This window comes from Kitasatospora sp. NPDC057512, from assembly GCF_042802135.1.
In the GTDB taxonomy this organism is placed as follows: Bacteria; Actinomycetota; Actinomycetes; order Streptomycetales; family Streptomycetaceae; genus Kitasatospora.
The window spans coordinates 1-18,530 of sequence record NZ_JBHVET010000073.1 but is presented as its reverse complement, the minus strand read 5'-3'; the positions used below and the strand labels follow the sequence as shown (position 1 = coordinate 18,530).

The following is an 18,530-nucleotide window of genomic DNA, read 5'->3' as shown; positions in this document are numbered from 1 at the left end:
GCGCAGCACCCCCCGGGCCGGCCCCGCGGCCGCCACCAGCGGCTCGACCTCGGCCAGGACCCGCTCCGCGGTCTCCCGAGCCCGCCGCGCCTCCGGCCCCGCGGCCACCAGCCGCTGGAGCGCCACGACCAACGCCGAGCTCAACGCGTCCTGCCGCTCGACGTCCAGCCGCACCGCCACCGTCTGCTCGACCGCCCGGGCGATCTGCCCGGCCGCGGCCAGCGCCTGCGCCGCCGTCTGCGCCCCGACCCCCGGGATCAGCCGCAGCGTGTAGCCGGAGGCCTCCACCACCTGCCGCACCGTCCCCAGCCCGGCCGCCTCCAGCGCCCCGACCCGCAGCCGCCCCTCCGTCACGTCCCGGAGCCGCGCCACCGGGATGGCCGCCAACTCCTCCCGCACCAGCCGGTCCCGCAGCCCGACGTACGCCACCCGCACCTGCTCCACGGCCCCCCGGTGGTCCGCCACCACCGCCCCGGCCGCCGCCCGCAACCCCTCCGCCTCGGCAAGGACCACCCCGGCCCGCCGCCCACCACGCCGCTCCCCCACCATCCGACCCCCGCCTCGCTCCGCACACCCAGGACGCGCACCATGATCCCACCCACCACTCCCGGCCGCCCTGGCCCACCACCGACCGGCGGCCCCGGTGGACACCAACCCCCTCCACCGAAGCCGCCGGCCCGCGCGCCTACGGCTCGGGCGTCACCGCGGAACCCGAATCGCCGTGACCGCCCCGTCCTGCTTCAGCGAGACCGGCCGCCGCCGCTTCCTGAAGTCCCACGACTCCTCGGACCACTCCGACCGCGACGCGTGTGCCTGCGCCGGCACTGCTACCGGGCACGACCGGGGTGCGTGTCGGCGAGGTCGTTCAGGGCCGCGTTGACCACCTGCCAGCAGATGGCCAGGGTGTCGCGGTCCGGCCGGTGGCTCTGCCGGGCCTCGGCCTTGGGGTGCACGAAGTTCCGGTACTTGCGCAGCTCGTGGCTGAACTTCTCGGCGTCCGGGCCGAGCCACCCGACTCGGTGACACGCCTTGATCAACCTGTCCAGATTGATGCTGTCCTCGGAGTCCCTGCCCAGGAGAGACGGGTCCCGTTCCACGACGGTCTGGAGCAGCACACCCTCCATCAACGAGCCGAGCATGATGATCGCCGCGACGTGGGCGCCGTTGGCATAGCAGGTGCGGGCCTCGTCCAGACGCCACTGGAGCAGTTCCGCCATGGCCTCGTCGGCGATGAGGTCCGCCATGACGACCTTCAGCTCGGCGGAGCCGTAGTGCGTCGGGTGCGCCAGCGCCGGATCGCACGACACCAGCCTGGGGCTGCCGCCGGGGTTCTCCAGCCGGTACCCCTCGTGGATGAGGAAGGTGTTGACCGCCGTCACGACCTCGGTGAGCAGGCCGGGCTCCTCGAGGTACTCACGCGGATCGGCCAGCCTGAGCAGCACCTTCTCGATCTCCGCGGGCTGGTCGCGCCGGGCCATCAGCAGTTCGGCAGCCCACTCCCTGCGGTACTGGCCGTCGTACTCGGGCACCTCCTGCCAGCCGGCCCGCTTGAGGAAGGCCGCGATCTCGAAGCCGCGGCGGTAGAGGAGGTCGTCGTCGCCCGCGACGACGCGGGCGAGTTCCTCCAGGGTGTTCTCGTCCAGCGTGCGGTCGTCCTGCCGGCTGTGCGTCTGGGTCATGCCGTTCCTCCGGTCGAATCGGTGTCAGGGGCGGGGGCGGATTCGGCACCGTCCCCGCGGTCGGGGCCCTGCTGCCCCGCCGGCTCGTGGTCCTCCGCGCCTTCGTCGGGCAGTTCGTCGCCCTCCGGCAGTTCCAGTGGCGTCCACGGCCGCGTGTCCCCCGGCGGCGAGGAGGGCCGGGAGTAGTTCGCCGGGCGGATGCCCTGCCGGTCGAGTTCCTCCCACAGGCCCGCCAGGGCCTCGTCCGGGTCGAACCTGAACTCGCTCTCCCGGATGCGCCAGAACCGCCAGCCGACCCGCTGGAGTTCACGGTCGCGCTGCTGGTCGTGCCGGATCTGGTCGAGGGTCGAGTGGTAGTAGTCGCCGTCGCACTCCACGCCCAGGCGGCCGCGCGCACCGACCACCACGAGGTCGATGCGCTTGCTGCCCGCCGGGTACTGGGGCACCACGTGGTAGCCGCGCTCCTTGAGCCGCAGGTAGACCTGCTGCTCGAAGAGGGAGTCGAAGGGCGGGCGCCGGACGTCGGGCAGCACAGCGCCGAGGTCGGCCGCCTCCGCCATTGCGGCCGGCGGATTCTGCATGTAGCCGAGGAGGTTGAGCCGCAGGTCCCCGGGTTTGAGCTGGTCCGGCGGCACCGAGTAGAAGAGCCGCATCTGGTCCTGGGCGCGGCTGGCCGCCACGTTGTAGGCCTGCTGCTCGCTGCGCATGCCGCCGGCGATCTTCCGCACCCGGTCGACCACCATCGACAGCAGGATGACGTGCCGCTCGTCGCCCTGGAACTGGGCCGGGGTTCCGACCCGGATGCGGTGGCGTTCCCGGACCGGGGCCGGCAGGCGCTGTTCGATCAACTGCTCCAGCAGTTTGACCTGGCCGAAGCCCTGGAGCACGATCACGCCCATGGTCTTGTGCTCGTACGCCGGGTCCGCGGCCAGCTCGGCGAGGCAGTCCACGATCGCCTCCGCTTCCTTCGGGTTGCGGATCCGTCCGTCGCGTCCCTCGGTGACCCCGCCCTCGACGTAGTGCGTCAGCAGCGGGTCCAGCCGTTCACCGCCGTACTGCCGCAGCGGGATGAGGCCCGGCGGAGTGTAGAAGGTCTCCGAGGACCAGCCGATGATCTCGGGCATGCAGCGGAAGTGCTCCTGCAAGCGGATGGTGGACGGGAAGAACGTCGACAGCAGCTGGTACAGGTTGGAGTGCGGCATGTACAACTGGCGCAGGTGGGCTGGGACTTCGGGCAGGTGCGCGGACAGCCGGTCCTGAATCTGCTGGGTACGGCCGAGCCCGGTGACCGGGGGCGTGCACTGCTTGTCGTCGCCGACCACGATGATCCTCGGCGCGAGCCAGAGCAGGAACAGCGCGTCCATGCCCGCCTGACTGGCCTCGTCGACGATCACCACGTCGAAGGCGTCCTGCCTGGGCTTGATCATCTCCGCCACCCGCGCGATGGGCATCACCCAGGCCGGCACCGCTCCCTGGGCGACCTGCATCGCGCTGTGGGCGGCCGCCTTGAAGTGGGAGGCACTCTTGCCCTTGCCCTTGCCGTACGACGCCATGTGCGTGCGGTAGGCCTGGAGTGCCGAGCGCTGCTCCTGGGTCATCCGCACCAGGCAGTGCAGCCGACCGTGTGCGGCGGCCAGGTCACCCGTGAGCTCCTCCAGCTTCGCCTCGTGCTCGGTGAGTTCGCCGTCGAGGCGCTGTTCCCGGCCGGGTGCGCGTTCCTCGTCGATGAACTCGGACGCCCTCGCCCAGGCCCAGGCGTCCCGGAGCCGGGCGAGCCGCTCGTCCCAGGCCGGGTCCTCGGCCTCCGCTTCGAGCCTGCCGGCGAGCGCGGGCGACGCGCTGCGCAGGCCTTCGAGCAACTCCACGCAGCGACGCCGCCGTTGGTCCCGTTGCTGCGCCGCCGCGAGCGCTTCGAGCTCCTTGGTGTACCGGTCGACGTCACGGTCGCGCAGGGCCTGTGCCATGGCGAGCGCCTCGACCGGCGCGGCCACTCCGTCCTCCCCGCCGCGCAGGAGCCGGTCCCATCGGCCGAGCCGCTCCGAGGCCTCCTCCGCGCGCTGCCGGCCGGCCAGGGCCGCGACGGCCTCGGCGAAGTCCTGCCACGCCTGTGGCCGGGTCAGGTCGAGGTAGACCCCGTGGTGGACCAGGAGTTCGTCGACCTGCTCTCGGATCCGGCCGAATCCGTCGACCTCGGCAAGGTGCCGGTAGCGCTCGGACATCGAAGCCAGTCGCACCTCCAGCGGCGCTTCCGGTACTGCCGCACCCACCTGCTCCCAGCGGGCCGCCACCGCGGCGAGGGCCGCGTGTGCGTGCAGGTGGGCCAGCACGGCGCCCAGATCACCGGCAGAGGCCGGCACCTTGCCGTCCACCGTGCAACTGCCGAGGAGTTCCTCGGCCTCCCGCTGTGCCCTGAACGCGAACCGGGTCCGCAGCCGGCGGCCCGCCGACAGCTGCTCCATCAGGGCCGGGATCGTGGCCGCCATCCGGCGGGCGCGCTCGGGGACCAGGAGGTCCGGGAGGACCACCGTGCGCAGACCGACCCGGTCGAGGCCCTCGGCCACCTCGGGGAGGACGCTCTCGACATCGGCCACACGCCGCCAGAGGTCGGGGTGGCGCCGGGCCAGCCGGTCCGTCAGCGCGCGCTCCACCCAGCCCTCGTCACCCCAGCGCGCGGCCTCCCGGTGAACACCCAGACGGTGCAGCCGATTTCGGGCGGAGCCCAGCAGCTCGGTCAGCCGGTCCGTGGTGGAGGTCTCCAGGGCGGCCAGGACGTTGCGCACCTCGACCGCCGCCGGCGAGAGCCCGTTGACGCTCAGCTGACTCACCGCGAGGGCCGCCGCGACCTGGCCGGACGTCGGCAGCGTCTCCGCCGCCGGGAACACCCCGGACTCCGTCCACTGCCCGGCTCCGTCCCGCAACAGCGAGAGCAGTTCCTCCGCCTGGACGGGCGAGAGCGGCGGTGTCTCCGGCGCCCGGTTCGGCAGCCTGCCGATCCAGCCCAGCCGCACCGCCTCGTCCTGCACCTTCCGCACGATCGCGGCGAGCGTCCCCGAGTAGCCCGGTGCGACCTCCGGGTGCTGGTAGACCTCCGCTTCGCGCAGGGAGACCACCTGCTCGGTCAGCAGCTTGATCCTGCTGCGCACCTCGTACCGGCGCTGGGTCAGCCGCTGGATCTCGTCCCGCAGCTGGTCGGTGTCGCCCGCCGCCACCCGATCGCTCAGCGCGTTGATGGTGCGTTCCAGTTCGCTCGCACCGTCCTGGCTGGTGGTGCTGAGCAGTAGCACGCACAAGTCCCGGACAGCCGGGGGGAGTTTGTCCCGGAGAACGGTCAGCGGCTGGTCCTTGGCGCTGGTCACGAGCACCCGCTGGCCCTGGGCCAGGAGCGCGGACACCAGGTTGGCGATGGTGTGCGTCTTTCCGGTGCCGGGCGGGCCCTGCACCACCACGCCGGTGTCCCGCTGCAGCCGCTGGAGTACGGAACGCTGCTGGGCATTGGTCTTGCCGGGGAACAGCGGCTCGTCGCCGAAGAGCGCCGGCGCCTGCCGCCCGCCCCAGTTCTGCCGGTCCTCGGGGTTCAGCGACATCACCAACTGCGCCAGCCCGAGCGGGGCCCGGCGTTCGGACACCACGCTCTCCGCGATGCGGTCGTAGAACCTCAACACCTCGTTGCGGTCCCTGGGCCGCTTCAGCAGGGCGGGCGCGAAGGTCAGCCTGGCGCCCTCGTCCGGTCCCGCCGGCGGACGCCAGTTGGTGCTGAACGCCACCGGCCTGGGCAGGACCAGGTCCAGCCACTGCGAGAGGCACTCCAGCGCCTCCTCGCTCAACAGATGGAAGGGCAGCGCGGAGAGCTCCTCGTTGAACGCCGCCGCACGCTCCGGCACCCATCCGTCGTCCGCGTCCAGGAAGTCCCGGTCCTCCAACCGGACCGCTCCGCTCTCCGTGAGGCGTACGGTGATCTGCGCGGTCCGCCGATCGACGTGGGTCTCCACCCGCCGCGAGAGCACGTGCCGGTGGATCACCCCGCCGTTCGGTTCCCGCCAGCTCAACAGGCCTGCGGCGAGCACGAGTTCCTGCTGGTCGTCCTGCCGCGCCAGCTGCTGGTGCCAGTGGTAGACCTTCTCGTAGAGCTGACGCTGCGACCGCTCGGACCGCTCCCGCTCGGCCCAGATCCGCCAGCGCGCGAGCCACGGCCCGTACGCCCGCAGGACCTCCGCGGCCTCCTTCCGCGCGACGACCACCTCGTCGCCCTGCCACCCGTCGACTCCACCCGCCGCCGGCTCCCCGGTCCGGTACGGACCCTCCTCCGCGAGCGGCGGGTCCTCGGCATCGGCGTCCTGACACAGCCGCTCGTCGACCCACCCCTCCAGCACCGGCGGCAGTTCCGGCGCCGCGGCCTGCGGAACGTGGTCCAGGATCAACAACGGACGGCTGTCGTCCCCGGACGGCCGGGGCACCTTCGCCGGCAGGTCGGCCAGCCAGAGCGGCCCCCAGGAACGCGTGTCCCGGAGCCGCTGATGGCTGCTCTGCACGACCTCGCGCAGGAATCCGACCAACGCGGCGGTCTGACCGATGACATCGGGGTCACCCGCATGTCGCCGTGGAACGCTCACCATTCTCCCTTCAGTCGGTGACGAACGTTCCAGCATGGGGGCGGCCGCGGTGCCCGGAAGCCGGTCGGGCCAGAGTGGCCGAATTCCCGCCGAGTGATGGCCGACTTTCACTCGGCGGAAATTCGGATGGCCATTTCAACGGCGCAGGAAGGCGAACGCATTTCCTGCCATCGAACGCTTGAAGGGCCGTCCGACCAGGCGGTTTCGGACATGGAAAATCCCCCGGCGGTGCCGGGGGATTGACAAGGAATATGAACTGTCGGCGACGGTGTTCGACGCCGCAGACAACCCTCGCGCTAGGCGCGGATGCGGCGGAAGACGGCGATCAGGAGGGCCGCGGTGAGGGCCAGGAGGAGGCCGGCTTCGACGAGTTGGATGGGGGTGAGGTGGGCGGCCGGGTGGAAGCGGAGCCAGGAGGCGCTGGCCGTGTTGCAGGTGGTGTTGAAGGCGCAGGAGTCCGTGCTGATGCGGGTGCCGTCGGGGAAGATGACGCCCTGGTCGATGATCCAGGCGTTGGTGGGCTGGGCGGTGCCCACGGGGGCCACCTGTTCCACGACCGGGTAGAAGGACGGTCGGGCCCAGACAACGAGGCCGTAAACGGTGGCGACGAGGGCGCCGGTGGCGAACATCGCGGGGAGGGTGCGGCGGACGAGTTGGCCGACCAGGACGCCGAGGGCCAGGGCGAACAGGGACCAGGCGACCGGGGCGAGGCCGAGGGCCGGGTAGGTGAAGAACTGGAACGGCGGGTCGAAGGCGTCCGGACCGTGCACGATGTCCGTCCACCACACCCAGGTCATCAGGGCGGCGATCACACCGCTGACGGCCAGGACGGCGAGGCCGGGGACGGCGAGGCGGACGGCCAGCCAGCGGGCCGGGCTGACGGACTGGGCGCGGATCAGGCGGATGGTGCCGCGCTCGTACTCCTGGGCCAGCAGCGGGGCGCCGATGAACACGCCGATCAGCAGCGGGAGGGCGGTGACGGCGGGCTGGAGGACCTCCAGGTACCAGAAGTTGGGGCGGTTGATCGGCGCGAGGAGGGCCCAGCACTCGGAGTCGGACCAGGAGTCGGGGTAGTAGCAGCCGGTCCGCCGCAGAACGCCGATGATGTGGCGGAGGGCGACGTGGATCCAGACGAGGTCCGCCGCCGCGAGGAGGAGCAGCACGCCCAGGATCCAGAGCAGGAAGCGATTCTGACGGATCGTCAGCCAGAACAGACCGCGCAGGGCGGGGGTGGCGGGCCGCCGGTCGGCGGGAGCGGGGCTGGAGGCCCGGTCGGGCAGGACGTCGGCGCTCATGCGGCCACCCCGTTCGGGTCGGGCTTCACGTCGTTCGGGTTGTCGCTGGAGGGGTCGGCGGACGCCCGGAGGTAGCCGAGCAGCAGGTCCTCCAGGCTCGGGCGTTCGCTCTCCCAGTCGCCGTCCACCGGCTCGTCGGTGCGGACCAGGGCGACGGCCCGGCGGCCGCTGACGCGCCGCTCGACCACCGTCTCGGCGGCCAGGGAGGATCCCTGGGCGGCCGGTCCGGTGAGCAGTTGGTGCCCGTCGAGGATCTCCTCCAGGTCGCCGGCCAGCCGGACGCGTCCGCGCTGGACGAGGAGCAGGTGGTCGATGACGCCGTCCAGCTCGGGGAGGATGTGCGAGGACAGGACGATCCCGGCGCCGCGCTCGGCGGCGACCGACATCAGCGTGCCCATCAGCTGGTGCCGGGCGAGCGGGTCGAGGTCGGCCATCGGTTCGTCGAGCAGCAGCAGGTCGGGGAGCTTGCCGAGGGCGAGGGCGAGGCAGACCCGGGTGCGCTGGCCGCCGGAGAGCGATCCGACCCGTGCCTTGGGGTTCAACTCGCCCTGGTCGGCGATCTGTTGGGCCACGGCTTCGTCCCAGACCGGGTTGAGCTCGCGGCCCATCCGCAGCGTCTCGGCGACGGTGAGGCCCGGGTAGAGCGGCTTGTCCTGCGGCACGTAGGCGACCCGGGCGCGCAGCTCGGGCGCACCGGCGGTGGCGCCGAGCACCCGCACCCTGCCCTCGGTGGGCGCGAGTTGACCGGCGGCGAGGGAGAGCAGGGTGCTCTTGCCCGCGCCGTTGGGGCCCACCACGCCGCAGATCCGCCCGGCCGGGACAGTGACATCACAGCCGCGCAGCGCCCAGCCGCCGCGGTACCTCCTGCCGAGGCCTTCGGCCTCCAGGGCCGGCGCCGTCGCGGGCGCCGTGGTCGTCGGGTCGTCCACCCGGTCCCCCCACTGTTCTCGGTTCGGTGTTGCCGGGGAGCCGCAGACCCCGGTGCCGAGGTTTCGGCCCCCGGTTTCGGCCCCCGGTTTCGGGGCCTCAGGCCCCGCTGTCGGAGCCGGGGACCCCGGTGTCGAAGCGCTGCTCCAGGACGGAGGCCATCAGCGCGGCGATGTCCTCGCGCTCCAGTCCGGCCTCCCGGGCCTGGTCCACCCACCCGACCAGGCCCGCCCGCAGCGGCCCGTCCGCCGCCGCCTCCGGCCGGGCGAGCGAGCGCCGGACGAAGGTGCCGAGCCCCGGGCGGGGTTCGACGAGGCCTTCGCGTTCGAGTTCGCGATAGGCCTTCAGCACGGTGTTGGGGTTGATCGCGGTCAGTTCGACCACCTCTCGGGCGGTCGGCAGCTTGTCTCCGGGCTGGAGCAGTCCGAGCCGCAGGGCCTGCTTGGTCTGCTGCACGATCTGCTGGTAGGTGGAGACGCCGCTGCGCCGCTCGATGCGGTACTCGATCACCGGCGATTCGGCCTTTCACTAGTTCAATAGTGGAATGGTGGCGCACGGCGCCGCGCGGGTCAAGCCGGACCCGGGGGTTGTCCGGCCCGGGGCTGTCCGACTCGGGGGTGGTCCGGCCCGAACAGTGGCTCAGGGACGTTGCAGCAGGAGCAGGCCGTCCTGCTCGACCAGCGGCCGGTAGCCGCGCTCCCGGTAGACGGCCAGCATCCGGGCGGTGTCGGCGGTGGCGCACGGGGCCTGCACGCTCGGGTCACGCAGGTCGACGGCCACCCACTGCGGGCCGGGGCCCTCCGGAGCCCGGCACACCAGGGTGACCTCCGTCCGGCGGGTGAGCTGGGCCGCCAGCCGGTTGGAGGCGGCCACGGTGGCGTCGTCGGGTATCCGGTGCAGCAGCGCCCGGGTCTCGGTGAGCCGGGGCGAGGTGCGCCAGGCCTCGGGCATCACCACCTCGTGCAGTGGGTAGAGCGGCAGCGTCACGACGGCCACCAGGGCGCTGACGGCGAGCCCGCGCCTGGCCCGGCGCACCTCGACGCGGCGGCGCGCGTCACCCCGGCAACCCGCTTCACCCCGACAACGCGCGCCACTCCAGCGGCCCGTGTCGCCCCGGCAACCCGCGTCAACGCGGCGCAGGACGTCCACCAGGGCCGCGAATGCGATCGGCATCAGCACCGCGCTGTAGTGGTAACTGACGCCCCAGTAGTGCGAGTTGGACGAGAACAGCCGCCACGCGAGGGTGGGCGCGCAGAGCAGCAGGAGCGGCGAGCGCACGCCGATGAAGCCGGCGGTGGCGGCGAGCAGGAACAGCAGCAGCCACTTGACCGGCGGCCAGCCGAGCCGCAGCGGCAGCCCCCAGAGCGAGGCCTGCCCGCCCTGCCCGCCACCGTCCAGCTGCTGCCAGTAGTCGAAGCCCCCGCTCGGGTTGAAGGCCGGGAGCACGACGAGCACGGTGAGCGCGGTCGCGCCGAGGCCGACGGCGGCGAGGGCGAGCCCCGGCAGCGGAGAGCGGCGCCGCTCCCGCCGCGCCTGCCAGGCGATCAGGGCCCCGACGGCGGCCACCGTCAGCCCCAGGTCCTCCTTGACCAGCAGCAGCGGCAGCGACCAGAGCGCGGCGGCGAGCGGCCGGCGCCGGCCGACTGCGGTGGCGGCGAAGGCGAGCAGCGGGACGGCGAAGGCGATCTCGTGGAAGTCGTCGGCCGCCGCCCGGACGATCCCCCAGGAGGCCCCGGTGGCGCAGCCGACGAGCAGCGCGACCCGCGGCCCGGCCACCTCGTGGGCCCAGCGGGTGAGCGGGACGACGGCCAGCGCCATCAGCAGCGCCTGGGCGACGACGAGGGTGAGCGGGCTCGGGAAGGCCCGGTAGGCGGGGGCGAGGACGGCGATCAGCGGGTGGAAGTGGTCCCCGAGCAGGTGGTAGCCGGGGCCCTTGAGCGGCACGATCGGCGCCTGCCCGTGGGCGTACGCCCGGACGGCCTGCTCGAAGATGCCCAGGTCGTAGGCCTTGGTGAGGCCGCGCCGGTGCCGGTTGACGGCGACGCAGGCGTACAGCGCGGCGAACCCGGCCGCCAGGCCCCACGCGAGCGGGGCGGGGCGGCGGGCGCGGGGCGGGGCGGACGGAAGAGCGGCCGTACTCGGAACGGCCCGGGACGCGGAGGCGGGAGCGGGCATCGGCAAAGTACCCTTTCACTATTCGATTAGTGGAAGGGTGGTGGAACCCCGAGCCCCCGTCAAACCCGGCCGAGCGACGCCGACCGGGTCCCCGGGCTGCCTTTGAGAGGCCCGTCCGAAAGCCCCCGCCCCGGCTCACTCCGCCCAGTCGGAGCCCTTGATCACCTCCACGAAGTCGCCGCGCTCGAAGCCGGGCACGAAGTGCGCGAGCACGTCCGCCTTGACGTTGCCGAAGGTCGTGTCCGGGCGGCCCTTGATGCCGTCGGTGAACGCGGCCAGGATGCGGTTCTTGAAGTCGGGCCGCGGATGGGCCGCGACCACGGCGGCCCGCTGCTCCGCGGCGATCGCGTGGTAGCCGATCCCCAGCACGTCCAGTTCCACGCCGCGGGTGACCAGGGCGATCTCCGGCGCCATGTGCAGCGGGATCTCCGGGGTGGTGTGCAGGGCGATGGCGGTCCAGACCCGCTGCGCCGGCTCGCCGGTGATGCCGTGGGCCGCCAGGAAGCGGCGGGCCTCGTCGGCACCGTCGATCTCGAACCGCTGGTCGGTCCGGGCGAAGCGGCCGGTGAGGCCGAGGTCGTGGAACATCGCGCCCACGTACAGCAGCTCCGGGTCGAACTCCAGCCCCTGCTCGGCGCCGCGCAGCGCCCCGAACAGGAACACCCGGCGCGAGTGGTCGAACAGCAGGGGCGAGGCCGCCTCCCGCACCAGTTCGGTCGCCTCCCGGGCCAGGGCGCTGTCCGGGACGCGCACGCCCGCGATCGTCTCGTTCGTCATGGTTTCTCCGCCTTCATTCGGTTCGGGGACTGTTCGGTCGACTCCTCCACCCTCGCCCGGTGGCGTACGCTGCCGCCATGTCGGTACGGACAGCCGGACCTCGGATTCGGACATGACGCGCCTGGTCGCCTTCCTCGTGTTCGACGGGGTGACGCTGCTCGACGTCAGCGGTCCGCTGGAGGTGTTCCACCAGGCCGGGCGGCTCGGCCACCCGTACCGGACCGTCCTGGTCTCCCCGGGTGGCGGCACCGTCACGGCCTCCAACGGCGTGGCCCTGGCGGACACCGCCGCACCGGACGACGTCCAGGGAGCACCGGGCCCCCGGGAACCCCTCGACACCCTGGTCGTCGCCGGCGCGGACCACCTGGCCGCCCGGGGCCCGGACGCACCCCTGCTCGCCGCCGCGGCGGGCCTCGCCGGGCGGGCGCGGCGGGTCGCCTCGGTGTGCAGCGGCGCCTTCGTGCTCGCCGCGCTGGGGCTGCTCGACGGCCGCCGGGCCACCACCCACTGGCGCCACGCCACCGCCCTCGCGCTCCGCCACCCCGGGGTGCAGGTCGAACCCGACGCCCTGCACGTCCGGGACGGCCGCTACCACACCAGCGCCGGCATCAGCGCGGGCATCGACCTCGCCCTCGCCCTGGTCGAGCACGACCACGGCGCCGAGGTCGCCCGCGCCATCGCCCGCGAGCTGGTCGTCTTCGTGCAGCGCCCGGGCGGCCAGTCGCAGTTCTCCACCGCCCTGGCCACCCCGCCCGCCCGCAGCGGCCTGCTGCGCACGCTCACCGACGCCGTCCTCGCCGACCCGGGCGCCGACCACAGCCTGCCCGCGATGGCCGCCGCGGCCGCCGTCAGCACCCGCCACCTGACCCGGCTCTTCCAGGCCGAGTTGAACACCACCCCGGCCCGCTGGGTCGAGCGCGTCCGCCTCGACCGCGCCCAACAGCTGCTCCTCGACGGCCACGGCATCACCGCCGCCGCCCGGCTCAGCGGCCTGGGCAGCGACGAGACCCTGCGCCGCGCCTTCGCCCGCCGGCTGGGCACCACGCCCACCGAGTACCGCAATCGCTTCAGTACGACCGGAGACGCCACCAGCCCCTGACGCTCGCCCCGGCACCGGCGGCGCGTTGACGTCGGATTCACGCCAGCCCAACCCCTGCCCGGCTTGGTGGACTTCGGGTGACAAACCCACCACCCATCGACGGGACCTCCGGCATGCCGACCGGCACCACCCTCCGCTCAGCCCAGCCCACCCCGAATCCGCACGACCCGAAGCCGCGCGACCCGAATCCGCGCGACCCGAAGTCCCGCACCCGCAACGGCGGCGGCACCCTCGCCGTCCTCGCCGTGACGACCGGCGTCTTCTCCATCGTCACCACCGAGATCCTCCCGATCGGCCTGCTGACCCCGATCGGCGCCACCTTCCGGATCTCCGACGGCACGGCCGGGCTGATGATGACCCTGCCGGGCATCGTCGCCGCGGTGGCCGCCCCCGTGGTGACCGTCGCGACCAGGCGTGCGGACCGGCGCACCATGCTCTGCGCCCTGCTGCTGGTCCTGACCCTGGCGGACCTGCTCAGCGCCCTGGCCCCCGCCTACTGGGCGGTACTGACCGCCCGGGTCGCCCTCGGTCTGGTCATCGGGGCGTTCTGGTCGATCGGTTCCGGGCTCGCCCCGCGCCTCGTCCCGGCGCACCGGCAGGCCCGGGCCAACACGCTGATCTTCTCCGCCGTCCCGCTCGGCTCGGTGCTCGGCGTGCCGGCGGGGGTGTTCCTCGGCTCCGTGGCCGGCTGGCGGGCGGCCTTCCTCGCGATGGCGGCGCTGACCGTGCTCGCGCTGGCCGCCCTCCTGCGGTCGCTGCCGCCGCTGCCGCCGCTGACCGCCACCGGGCTGGGCGTGCTGCGCGGACTGCTGGCCGGCCGGGGCACCCGGACCGGCATCGCGGTGACCTTCCTGATCGTGCTGGCCCACTTCGGCAGCTACACCTACGTCACCCCGTTCCTCACCGGCACGACCCACGCCGGCCCCGGCCTGGTCACCGCCCTGCTGCTCGGCTACGGCGCCGCCGGACTGCTCGGCAACGTCCTGGCCGGCGGCCGGGCGGCCGGGGCGCTGCGGCCGGTCTTCGGCACGGCGGCCGTCCTGCTCGCCGGCGCGGCCCTGCTGCTGCCGCTGCTGGGCACCGGCGGTCCGGGCGCCGCCGTCCTGCTGGTCTTCTGGGGCCTGGCGTACGGCGCCGTCCCCGTCTGTTCGCTCAGCTGGTTCCTCGCCGCGGCCCCGCACGCCCCGGAGGGTGCCGGTGTGGTCTTCACCTCGGCGTTCCAGGCCAGCTTCTCGATCGGCGCGCTGACCGGCGGGCTGGTGGTGGACCACTCCTCCCCCGGGGCGGTCATGCTGCTCGGCGGGGCGGTCGCCCTGCTCGCCGCGGCCACCGTGTGGCGGTACGGCCACCGGGTCCGTCCCGAGCCGACACCGTGAACACCCGCGCCCGACCCTGGTCGTCGGCACGGTTCGTGGCGAGAATGCCGGGGTGCCGTCGGTCCACCCGCCCGTCCTGCGGGGTGGGCGGGCGGCGCCGGCCGGGACGGCCCCGGGCGGGTGCGGACGGAAGGACGGCCGGCGGATGGTCAACCAGCAGAGGGACCCGGCGTTCCACGGGCGGTTCGGCGACTACCAGACCGAGATCTACCTGCGCGGGCTCGGCGGCGTGCTGCCGACGATGCCGATGGCCTTCGCCGACCTGGAGGCGCGGGCGGGCGCGGCGCTGCCGCCCTCGGTGCTCTCCTACGTCGCGGGCGGCGCGGGCGACGAGTCCACCCAGCGCGCGAACGTCGCCGCCTTCGGCCGGTGGGGCCTGGTGCCGCGGATGATGGTCGGCGCGAGCACGCGGGACCTGTCGGTGGAGCTGTTCGGCCTGCGGCTGCCGACCCCGCTGTTCATGGCGCCGATCGGGGTGATCGGCCTGTGCGCGCAGGACGGCCACGGGGACCTGGCCACCGCCCGGGCCGCCGCCCGGACCGGCGTCCCGATGGTCGCCTCCACCCTGACGGTCGATCCGCTGGAGCAGGTGGCCGCCGAGTTCGGCGGCACCCCCGGCTTCTTCCAGCTCTACACCCCCACCGACCGGGCGCTGGCCGAGAGCCTGGTGCACCGGGCGGAGGCCGCGGGCTACCGGGGCATCGTCGTCACCCTGGACACCTGGGTCACCGGCTGGCGCCCGCGCGACCTGACCACCGCCAACTTCCCGCAGCTGCGCGGCCACTGCCTGGCCAACTACACCTCCGACCCGGTGTTCCGCGCCCGCCTCGCCAAGGCGCCGGAGGAGGACGTGCGGGCGGTCGTCCTGGAGTGGGCCGGCGTCTTCGGCAACCCGCTGACCTGGGACGACCTGCCCTGGCTGCGCTCGCTCACCGACCTGCCCATCCTCCTCAAGGGCATCTGCCACCCCGAGGACGTCCGCCGCGCCAGGGACGGCGGCGTCGACGGCGTCTACTGCTCCAACCACGGCGGCCGCCAGGCCAACGGCGGCCTGGCCGCCCTCGACGTGCTCCCCGACGTGGTCGCGGCCGCCGACGGACTGCCCGTCCTCTTCGACTCGGGCGTCCGCTCGGGCACCGATGTCGTCAAGGCGCTCGCCCTCGGCGCCACCGCCGTCGGCGTGGGCCGGCCGTACGCCTACGGCCTGGCGCTGGAGGGCACCGACGGCATCGTCCACGTGCTGCGCTCGCTGCTCGCCGAGGCCGACCTCCTGATGGCCGTCGACGGCTACCCCACCCTCGACTCGCTCCGTGCGGACGGCGCGCTGCGCCGGACCTGACGCCGGGTGAAGTCCCGGTGTCCATCGGTGTCCGACCGCGACCTGCGGGGCTTGCCGGGACATTCGGGACGGCCCTACGCTCGAACGGCACAAATCGGTTCCGTACGTTCCCGTACGCTGGGAGGTCCGCCATCATCCGCGTCCTGCTGACCGCCTTCGAACCGTTCGGCCGCGATCCCCTGAGTTCGTCCCTGGAGGCGGGCCGGCTGGTCGCCGCCGGTCCGCCGGCCGGAGTGGCCCTGGAGTTCACCGGGCTGCCCTGGGTGTACGGCGACTCGATCGCCGAACTGCGCCGGGCGGTGGCCCGGTTCGAGCCGGACCTGGTCATCGCCACCGGCCAGGGCGGCAACCGCCCGGACCTCACGGTCGAGCGGGTGGCGGTCAACCTCGACGACGCCGTCCGGGGCCCCGACCGGAAGGGCAACCAGCCGGTCGACCAGCCGGTCGTGCCGGAGGGCCCGGCCGCCTACTTCTCCTCGCTGCCGGTGAAGGCCTGCGTGGAGGCGGTCCAGCTGGCCGGGATCCCGGCCACCGTCTCGCACACCGCCGGGACCCACCTCTGCAACCACGTCTTCTACGGGCTGGCGCACCTGATCGCCACCGAACGCCCGGAGCTGCGTGGGGGGTTCGCGCGTCTGCCGTACCTGCCGAGCCAGGTGTCCGGCCGGGACACGAGCGCGTCGATGTCGGCGGAGACGGCGGCCGAGGGGGTGCGCATCCTGATCCGCAGCGCCGTGGCCGCCCTCCACTCGCCGCCCGTCGGCACGGTGGCCGGCCCGCGCCGACGGAGCTGGCTGCCCCGCCGGGGCGGCTGACCGGCCCGGGCCCTCGTGGACCGGACCGGTCGACGAGGGCCCTTCAATGGAGGCCGGTCCGGTCAGCGCGGGCCGGGGTCGCTGGTGCCGGGGCGGCCGTTCTCCAGGTGTCCGGCCCAACGGCGGCGGAAGCCCGGGCCCTCCGCCGCCGAGACCGTGACGTCGTACCAGCGGCGGTCGGCGGGCAGCTCGAAGGTGAACCGGGCCGAGGCGCCGGGGCGGAGGGAGCGGCTCTGCTTCGAACCCTTCGCGTAGGCGTTCTCGGCGGTGACCGTCCTGGCCATCGGCCCGTGGTTGGCGACTGTGACGCGCACCTGGTTCTTCGACGGGTCGAAGCGCGCCACCAGCCCGGCCCGGGCCGTGCCCTCGAACTCCTGCGTCGAGCCGTTCGGGCCGTGGGCGGCCAGGTGGTAGTCGCCGGCGGCGGTCACCGGCCAGAAGTCGGCGAAGGTGTCACCGGCCGAGACGGTGTAGCGGCGCGGGGCGGCTGTCGGCGCCGTCCGGTCGTAGACGTAGAGCCATGCGCCGACCGAACCCCGGTTCTCCAGTTCGAGTCGGAACTGCCCGGCGGTGTCCGTCTCCTCCTCGTTGACCCGCAGGTCGTACGGGAGGGCGCGGGCGGGCCGGGTGCCCGGCTCCTGGGTGGGCATCCGCTGCGGCAGCGGCACCTGGTAGGGCTTGCCCTGCGAGGCGATCGGCGCGGGCACCGGGATCCGGACGCGCCGCGCGTCCGTGCCCCGGAAGTCGAGCGCCGAGGTGAGGTCGCCGCAGACCGACCGGCGCCAGGCGCTGATGTTGGGCTCCTCGATGCCGAAACGCGCCTCCAGGAACCGCAGCACCGAGGTGTGGTCGAAGGTCTCCGAGCAGACCCAACCGCCGCGCGACCACGGGGAGATGACCAGCAGCGGCACCCGCGGCCCGAGGCCGATCGGCTGGAGGCCGCCCGGGTCGGCGCCGGGGACCAGCGGGCTCATCTCGCCCGGGTACTTCGCGAGGTCGAGCAGTTCGTCGCCGAGGCTCGTCTCCAGGTCGGCGGAGACCATGCCCGGGCCGCCCGGACGGCTGGCGACCGGCGGCATCGGCGGGACGACGTGGTCGAACAGGCCGTCGTTCTCGTCGTAGTTGATGAGGAAGACGGTCCGCCCCCAGACCTCGGGGTTCGCGGTGAGCGCGTCCAGCACGAGGTTGATGTAGTACGCGCCGTCGGTGGGCGTCGCGGAGGGGTGCTCGCTGTACTTGTACGGCGGGACGATCCAGGAGACCTGCGGCAGTCGGCCCTGCTCGACGTCGGCCCGGAACTCCTTGAGCGTGTGGTCGGTGGCACCCTTCTCGACCAGCGGACCCGACGCGCCCTCGGCCACCTGGTACCGCTCGAAGAACATCAGCGAGTTGTCCGTGTAGTTGTCCGTCGGCGTGCCCGGCTCTCCCGAACCGCCCTGGTAGAGCTTCCAGCTGACGCCGGCCGCCTCCAGGCGCTCGGGGTACGTCGTCCAGGTGTAGCCGTTGGTGTCGTTGCGCTCCCACAGGCCGGGCCCGTTGGGCCGGCGGCCGTACGCGTTGCGCGGGTCGCTGGTGCCGGTCCAGAGGTAGATCCGGTTGGGGGCGGTGTCGGCGTGGACGGAGCAGAAGTACGCGTCGCAGACGGTGAAGGCCTCGGCCAGCGCGAAGTGGTACGGCAGGTCCTGGCGCTTGAGGTGGCCCATCGTCATGACGTCCTGCTTCTGGTTCACCCACTGGTCGTGGCGCCCCTCGTTCCAGGCGAGGTGGCCGCTGCTCCAGCCGTGGTCGGTACCGGCCTGGTACTCGGTGGTGTTCCTGGGGTCGATGTACCAGGGCAGCACCTCCTGCTCGGAGGCCGGCAGGCCGCGGTCGTGGTAGCGGCCGGTCTTCACCGCGGCGGCGGGCTGGTACCAGTTCGGCCGACCGTTCGGCAGCAGCGTGGGCCGGGGGTCGTCGAACCCGCGGACGCCGCGCAGGGTGCCGAAGTAGTGGTCGAAGGAACGGTTCTCCTGCATCAGGATGACGACGTGCTCGACGTCCTCGATCGAACGGGTCCTGCCGATCGCGGGCAGCGCCATGGCCTTGGCAACCGCGGGCGGAAAGGCGGCGAGGCCGGCGGCGGCCGCGGAGGCGCCGCCCAGTTGGAGGAAACGGCGCCGGTCGATGGAGGCCACGTGGTGTCCTTCGCGTCATGGGTGCATGGTTCGGACGAGAAGGCTCGACCATAGGGTCCACGAACCGGCATGTACACGGTCCTTCAGCGAACGCCATATGAGCATTCGGCCAACACCCTGACAACGCGAAGAACCCCCATCCGGGTCCCGGATGGGGGTTCTTCAGAATAATTGTTCGGCGGCGTCCTACTCTCCCACAGGGTCCCCCCTGCAGTACCATCGGCGCTGTAAGGCTTAGCTTCCGGGTTCGGAATGTAACCGGGC

12 protein-coding genes, 1 rRNA gene and 1 pseudogene are annotated in these 18,530 nt (G+C 73.3%); 4 read left to right on the top strand and 10 right to left on the bottom strand.

Annotated elements, in window-relative coordinates; all coding sequences use genetic code 11:
• From ACFU6K_RS08010 to ACFU6K_RS07975, 8 genes and pseudogenes are all read right to left on the bottom strand, one after another.
• Positions 1-549, bottom strand: a pseudogene (locus tag ACFU6K_RS08010) (ATP-dependent helicase); the annotation flags it as partial.
• Between the two features lie 278 nt (positions 550-827).
• Positions 828-1,679 (bottom strand): hypothetical protein, encoded by an 852-nt coding sequence (locus ACFU6K_RS08005; protein WP_380661567.1) that lies wholly within the window; start codon positions 1,677-1,679, stop codon positions 828-830.
• Complete coding sequence (locus tag ACFU6K_RS08000; RefSeq protein ID WP_380661565.1) at positions 1,676-6,232, bottom strand: AAA domain-containing protein; 4,557 nt, start codon at positions 6,230-6,232, stop codon at positions 1,676-1,678. Before ACFU6K_RS08000 ends, ACFU6K_RS08005 begins: the two co-directional genes overlap by 4 nt.
• A gap of 353 nt (positions 6,233-6,585) precedes the next feature.
• Positions 6,586-7,584: an ABC transporter permease gene (locus ACFU6K_RS07995; protein WP_380661564.1), complete on the bottom strand. Its 999-nt coding sequence runs from the start codon at positions 7,582-7,584 to the stop codon at positions 6,586-6,588.
• Positions 7,581-8,513 (bottom strand): ABC transporter ATP-binding protein, encoded by a 933-nt coding sequence (locus ACFU6K_RS07990; RefSeq protein WP_380661562.1) that lies wholly within the window; start codon positions 8,511-8,513, stop codon positions 7,581-7,583. The genes ACFU6K_RS07995 and ACFU6K_RS07990 overlap by 4 nt, the downstream gene beginning before the upstream one ends.
• Before the next feature lie 97 nt (positions 8,514-8,610).
• Positions 8,611-9,021 (bottom strand): GntR family transcriptional regulator, encoded by a 411-nt coding sequence (locus ACFU6K_RS07985; protein ID WP_380661560.1) that lies wholly within the window; start codon positions 9,019-9,021, stop codon positions 8,611-8,613.
• 129 nt (positions 9,022-9,150) lie between these two features.
• A complete protein-coding gene (locus ACFU6K_RS07980; RefSeq protein WP_380661559.1) occupies positions 9,151-10,686 on the bottom strand; it encodes a DUF2079 domain-containing protein in 1,536 nt (511 codons plus the stop codon).
• A gap of 135 nt (positions 10,687-10,821) precedes the next feature.
• Positions 10,822-11,463, bottom strand: a complete 642-nt coding sequence (locus tag ACFU6K_RS07975; protein ID WP_380661557.1) for an HD domain-containing protein — start codon at positions 11,461-11,463, stop codon at positions 10,822-10,824.
• 112 nt (positions 11,464-11,575) lie between these two features.
• Here ACFU6K_RS07975 and ACFU6K_RS07970 point away from each other — a divergent pair, with 112 nt between their 5' ends.
• The 4 genes from ACFU6K_RS07970 (at position 11,576) to pcp (ending at position 16,092) form a co-directional block, all read left to right on the top strand.
• Positions 11,576-12,562 (top strand): GlxA family transcriptional regulator, encoded by a 987-nt coding sequence (locus ACFU6K_RS07970; RefSeq protein ID WP_380661556.1) that lies wholly within the window; start codon positions 11,576-11,578, stop codon positions 12,560-12,562.
• A 113-nt stretch (positions 12,563-12,675) separates the two neighbouring features.
• Positions 12,676-13,938: an MFS transporter gene (locus ACFU6K_RS07965; protein ID WP_380661553.1), complete on the top strand. Its 1,263-nt coding sequence runs from the start codon at positions 12,676-12,678 to the stop codon at positions 13,936-13,938.
• 145 nt (positions 13,939-14,083) lie between these two features.
• Positions 14,084-15,277, top strand: coding sequence for an alpha-hydroxy-acid oxidizing protein (locus ACFU6K_RS07960; protein WP_380661551.1), 1,194 nt, complete (start codon positions 14,084-14,086; stop codon positions 15,275-15,277).
• Between the two features lie 131 nt (positions 15,278-15,408).
• Positions 15,409-16,092, top strand: coding sequence for a pyroglutamyl-peptidase I (pcp, locus tag ACFU6K_RS07955; protein ID WP_380661569.1), 684 nt, complete (start codon positions 15,409-15,411; stop codon positions 16,090-16,092).
• A 62-nt stretch (positions 16,093-16,154) separates the two neighbouring features.
• On the opposite strand, the gene ACFU6K_RS07950 is transcribed toward pcp, so the two are convergent.
• Together ACFU6K_RS07950 and rrf are read right to left on the bottom strand one after the other, a co-directional pair.
• On the bottom strand, positions 16,155-18,266 hold the full coding sequence (locus ACFU6K_RS07950; RefSeq protein WP_380661549.1) for a phosphocholine-specific phospholipase C: 2,112 nt from the start codon (positions 18,264-18,266) through the stop codon (positions 16,155-16,157).
• A gap of 173 nt (positions 18,267-18,439) precedes the next feature.
• Positions 18,440-18,530, bottom strand: a 5S ribosomal RNA gene (rrf, locus tag ACFU6K_RS07945); the annotation flags it as partial.

Bases quoted from the DNA above. Each gene is read 5' to 3' on its own strand.
- ACFU6K_RS08005 (WP_380661567.1), bottom strand. From the start codon at position 1,679: ATGACCCAGACGCACAGCCGGCAGGACGACCGCACGCTGGACGAGAAC.
- ACFU6K_RS07995 (WP_380661564.1), bottom strand. From the start codon at position 7,584: ATGAGCGCCGACGTCCTGCCCGACCGGGCCTCCAGCCCCGCTCCCGCC.
- ACFU6K_RS07980 (WP_380661559.1), bottom strand. From the start codon at position 10,686: ATGCCCGCTCCCGCCTCCGCGTCCCGGGCCGTTCCGAGTACGGCCGCT.
- ACFU6K_RS07975 (WP_380661557.1), bottom strand. From the start codon at position 11,463: ATGACGAACGAGACGATCGCGGGCGTGCGCGTCCCGGACAGCGCCCTG.
- ACFU6K_RS07970 (WP_380661556.1), top strand. From the start codon at position 11,576: ATGACGCGCCTGGTCGCCTTCCTCGTGTTCGACGGGGTGACGCTGCTC.
- ACFU6K_RS07965 (WP_380661553.1), top strand. From the start codon at position 12,676: ATGCCGACCGGCACCACCCTCCGCTCAGCCCAGCCCACCCCGAATCCG.
- ACFU6K_RS07960 (WP_380661551.1), top strand. From the start codon at position 14,084: ATGGTCAACCAGCAGAGGGACCCGGCGTTCCACGGGCGGTTCGGCGAC.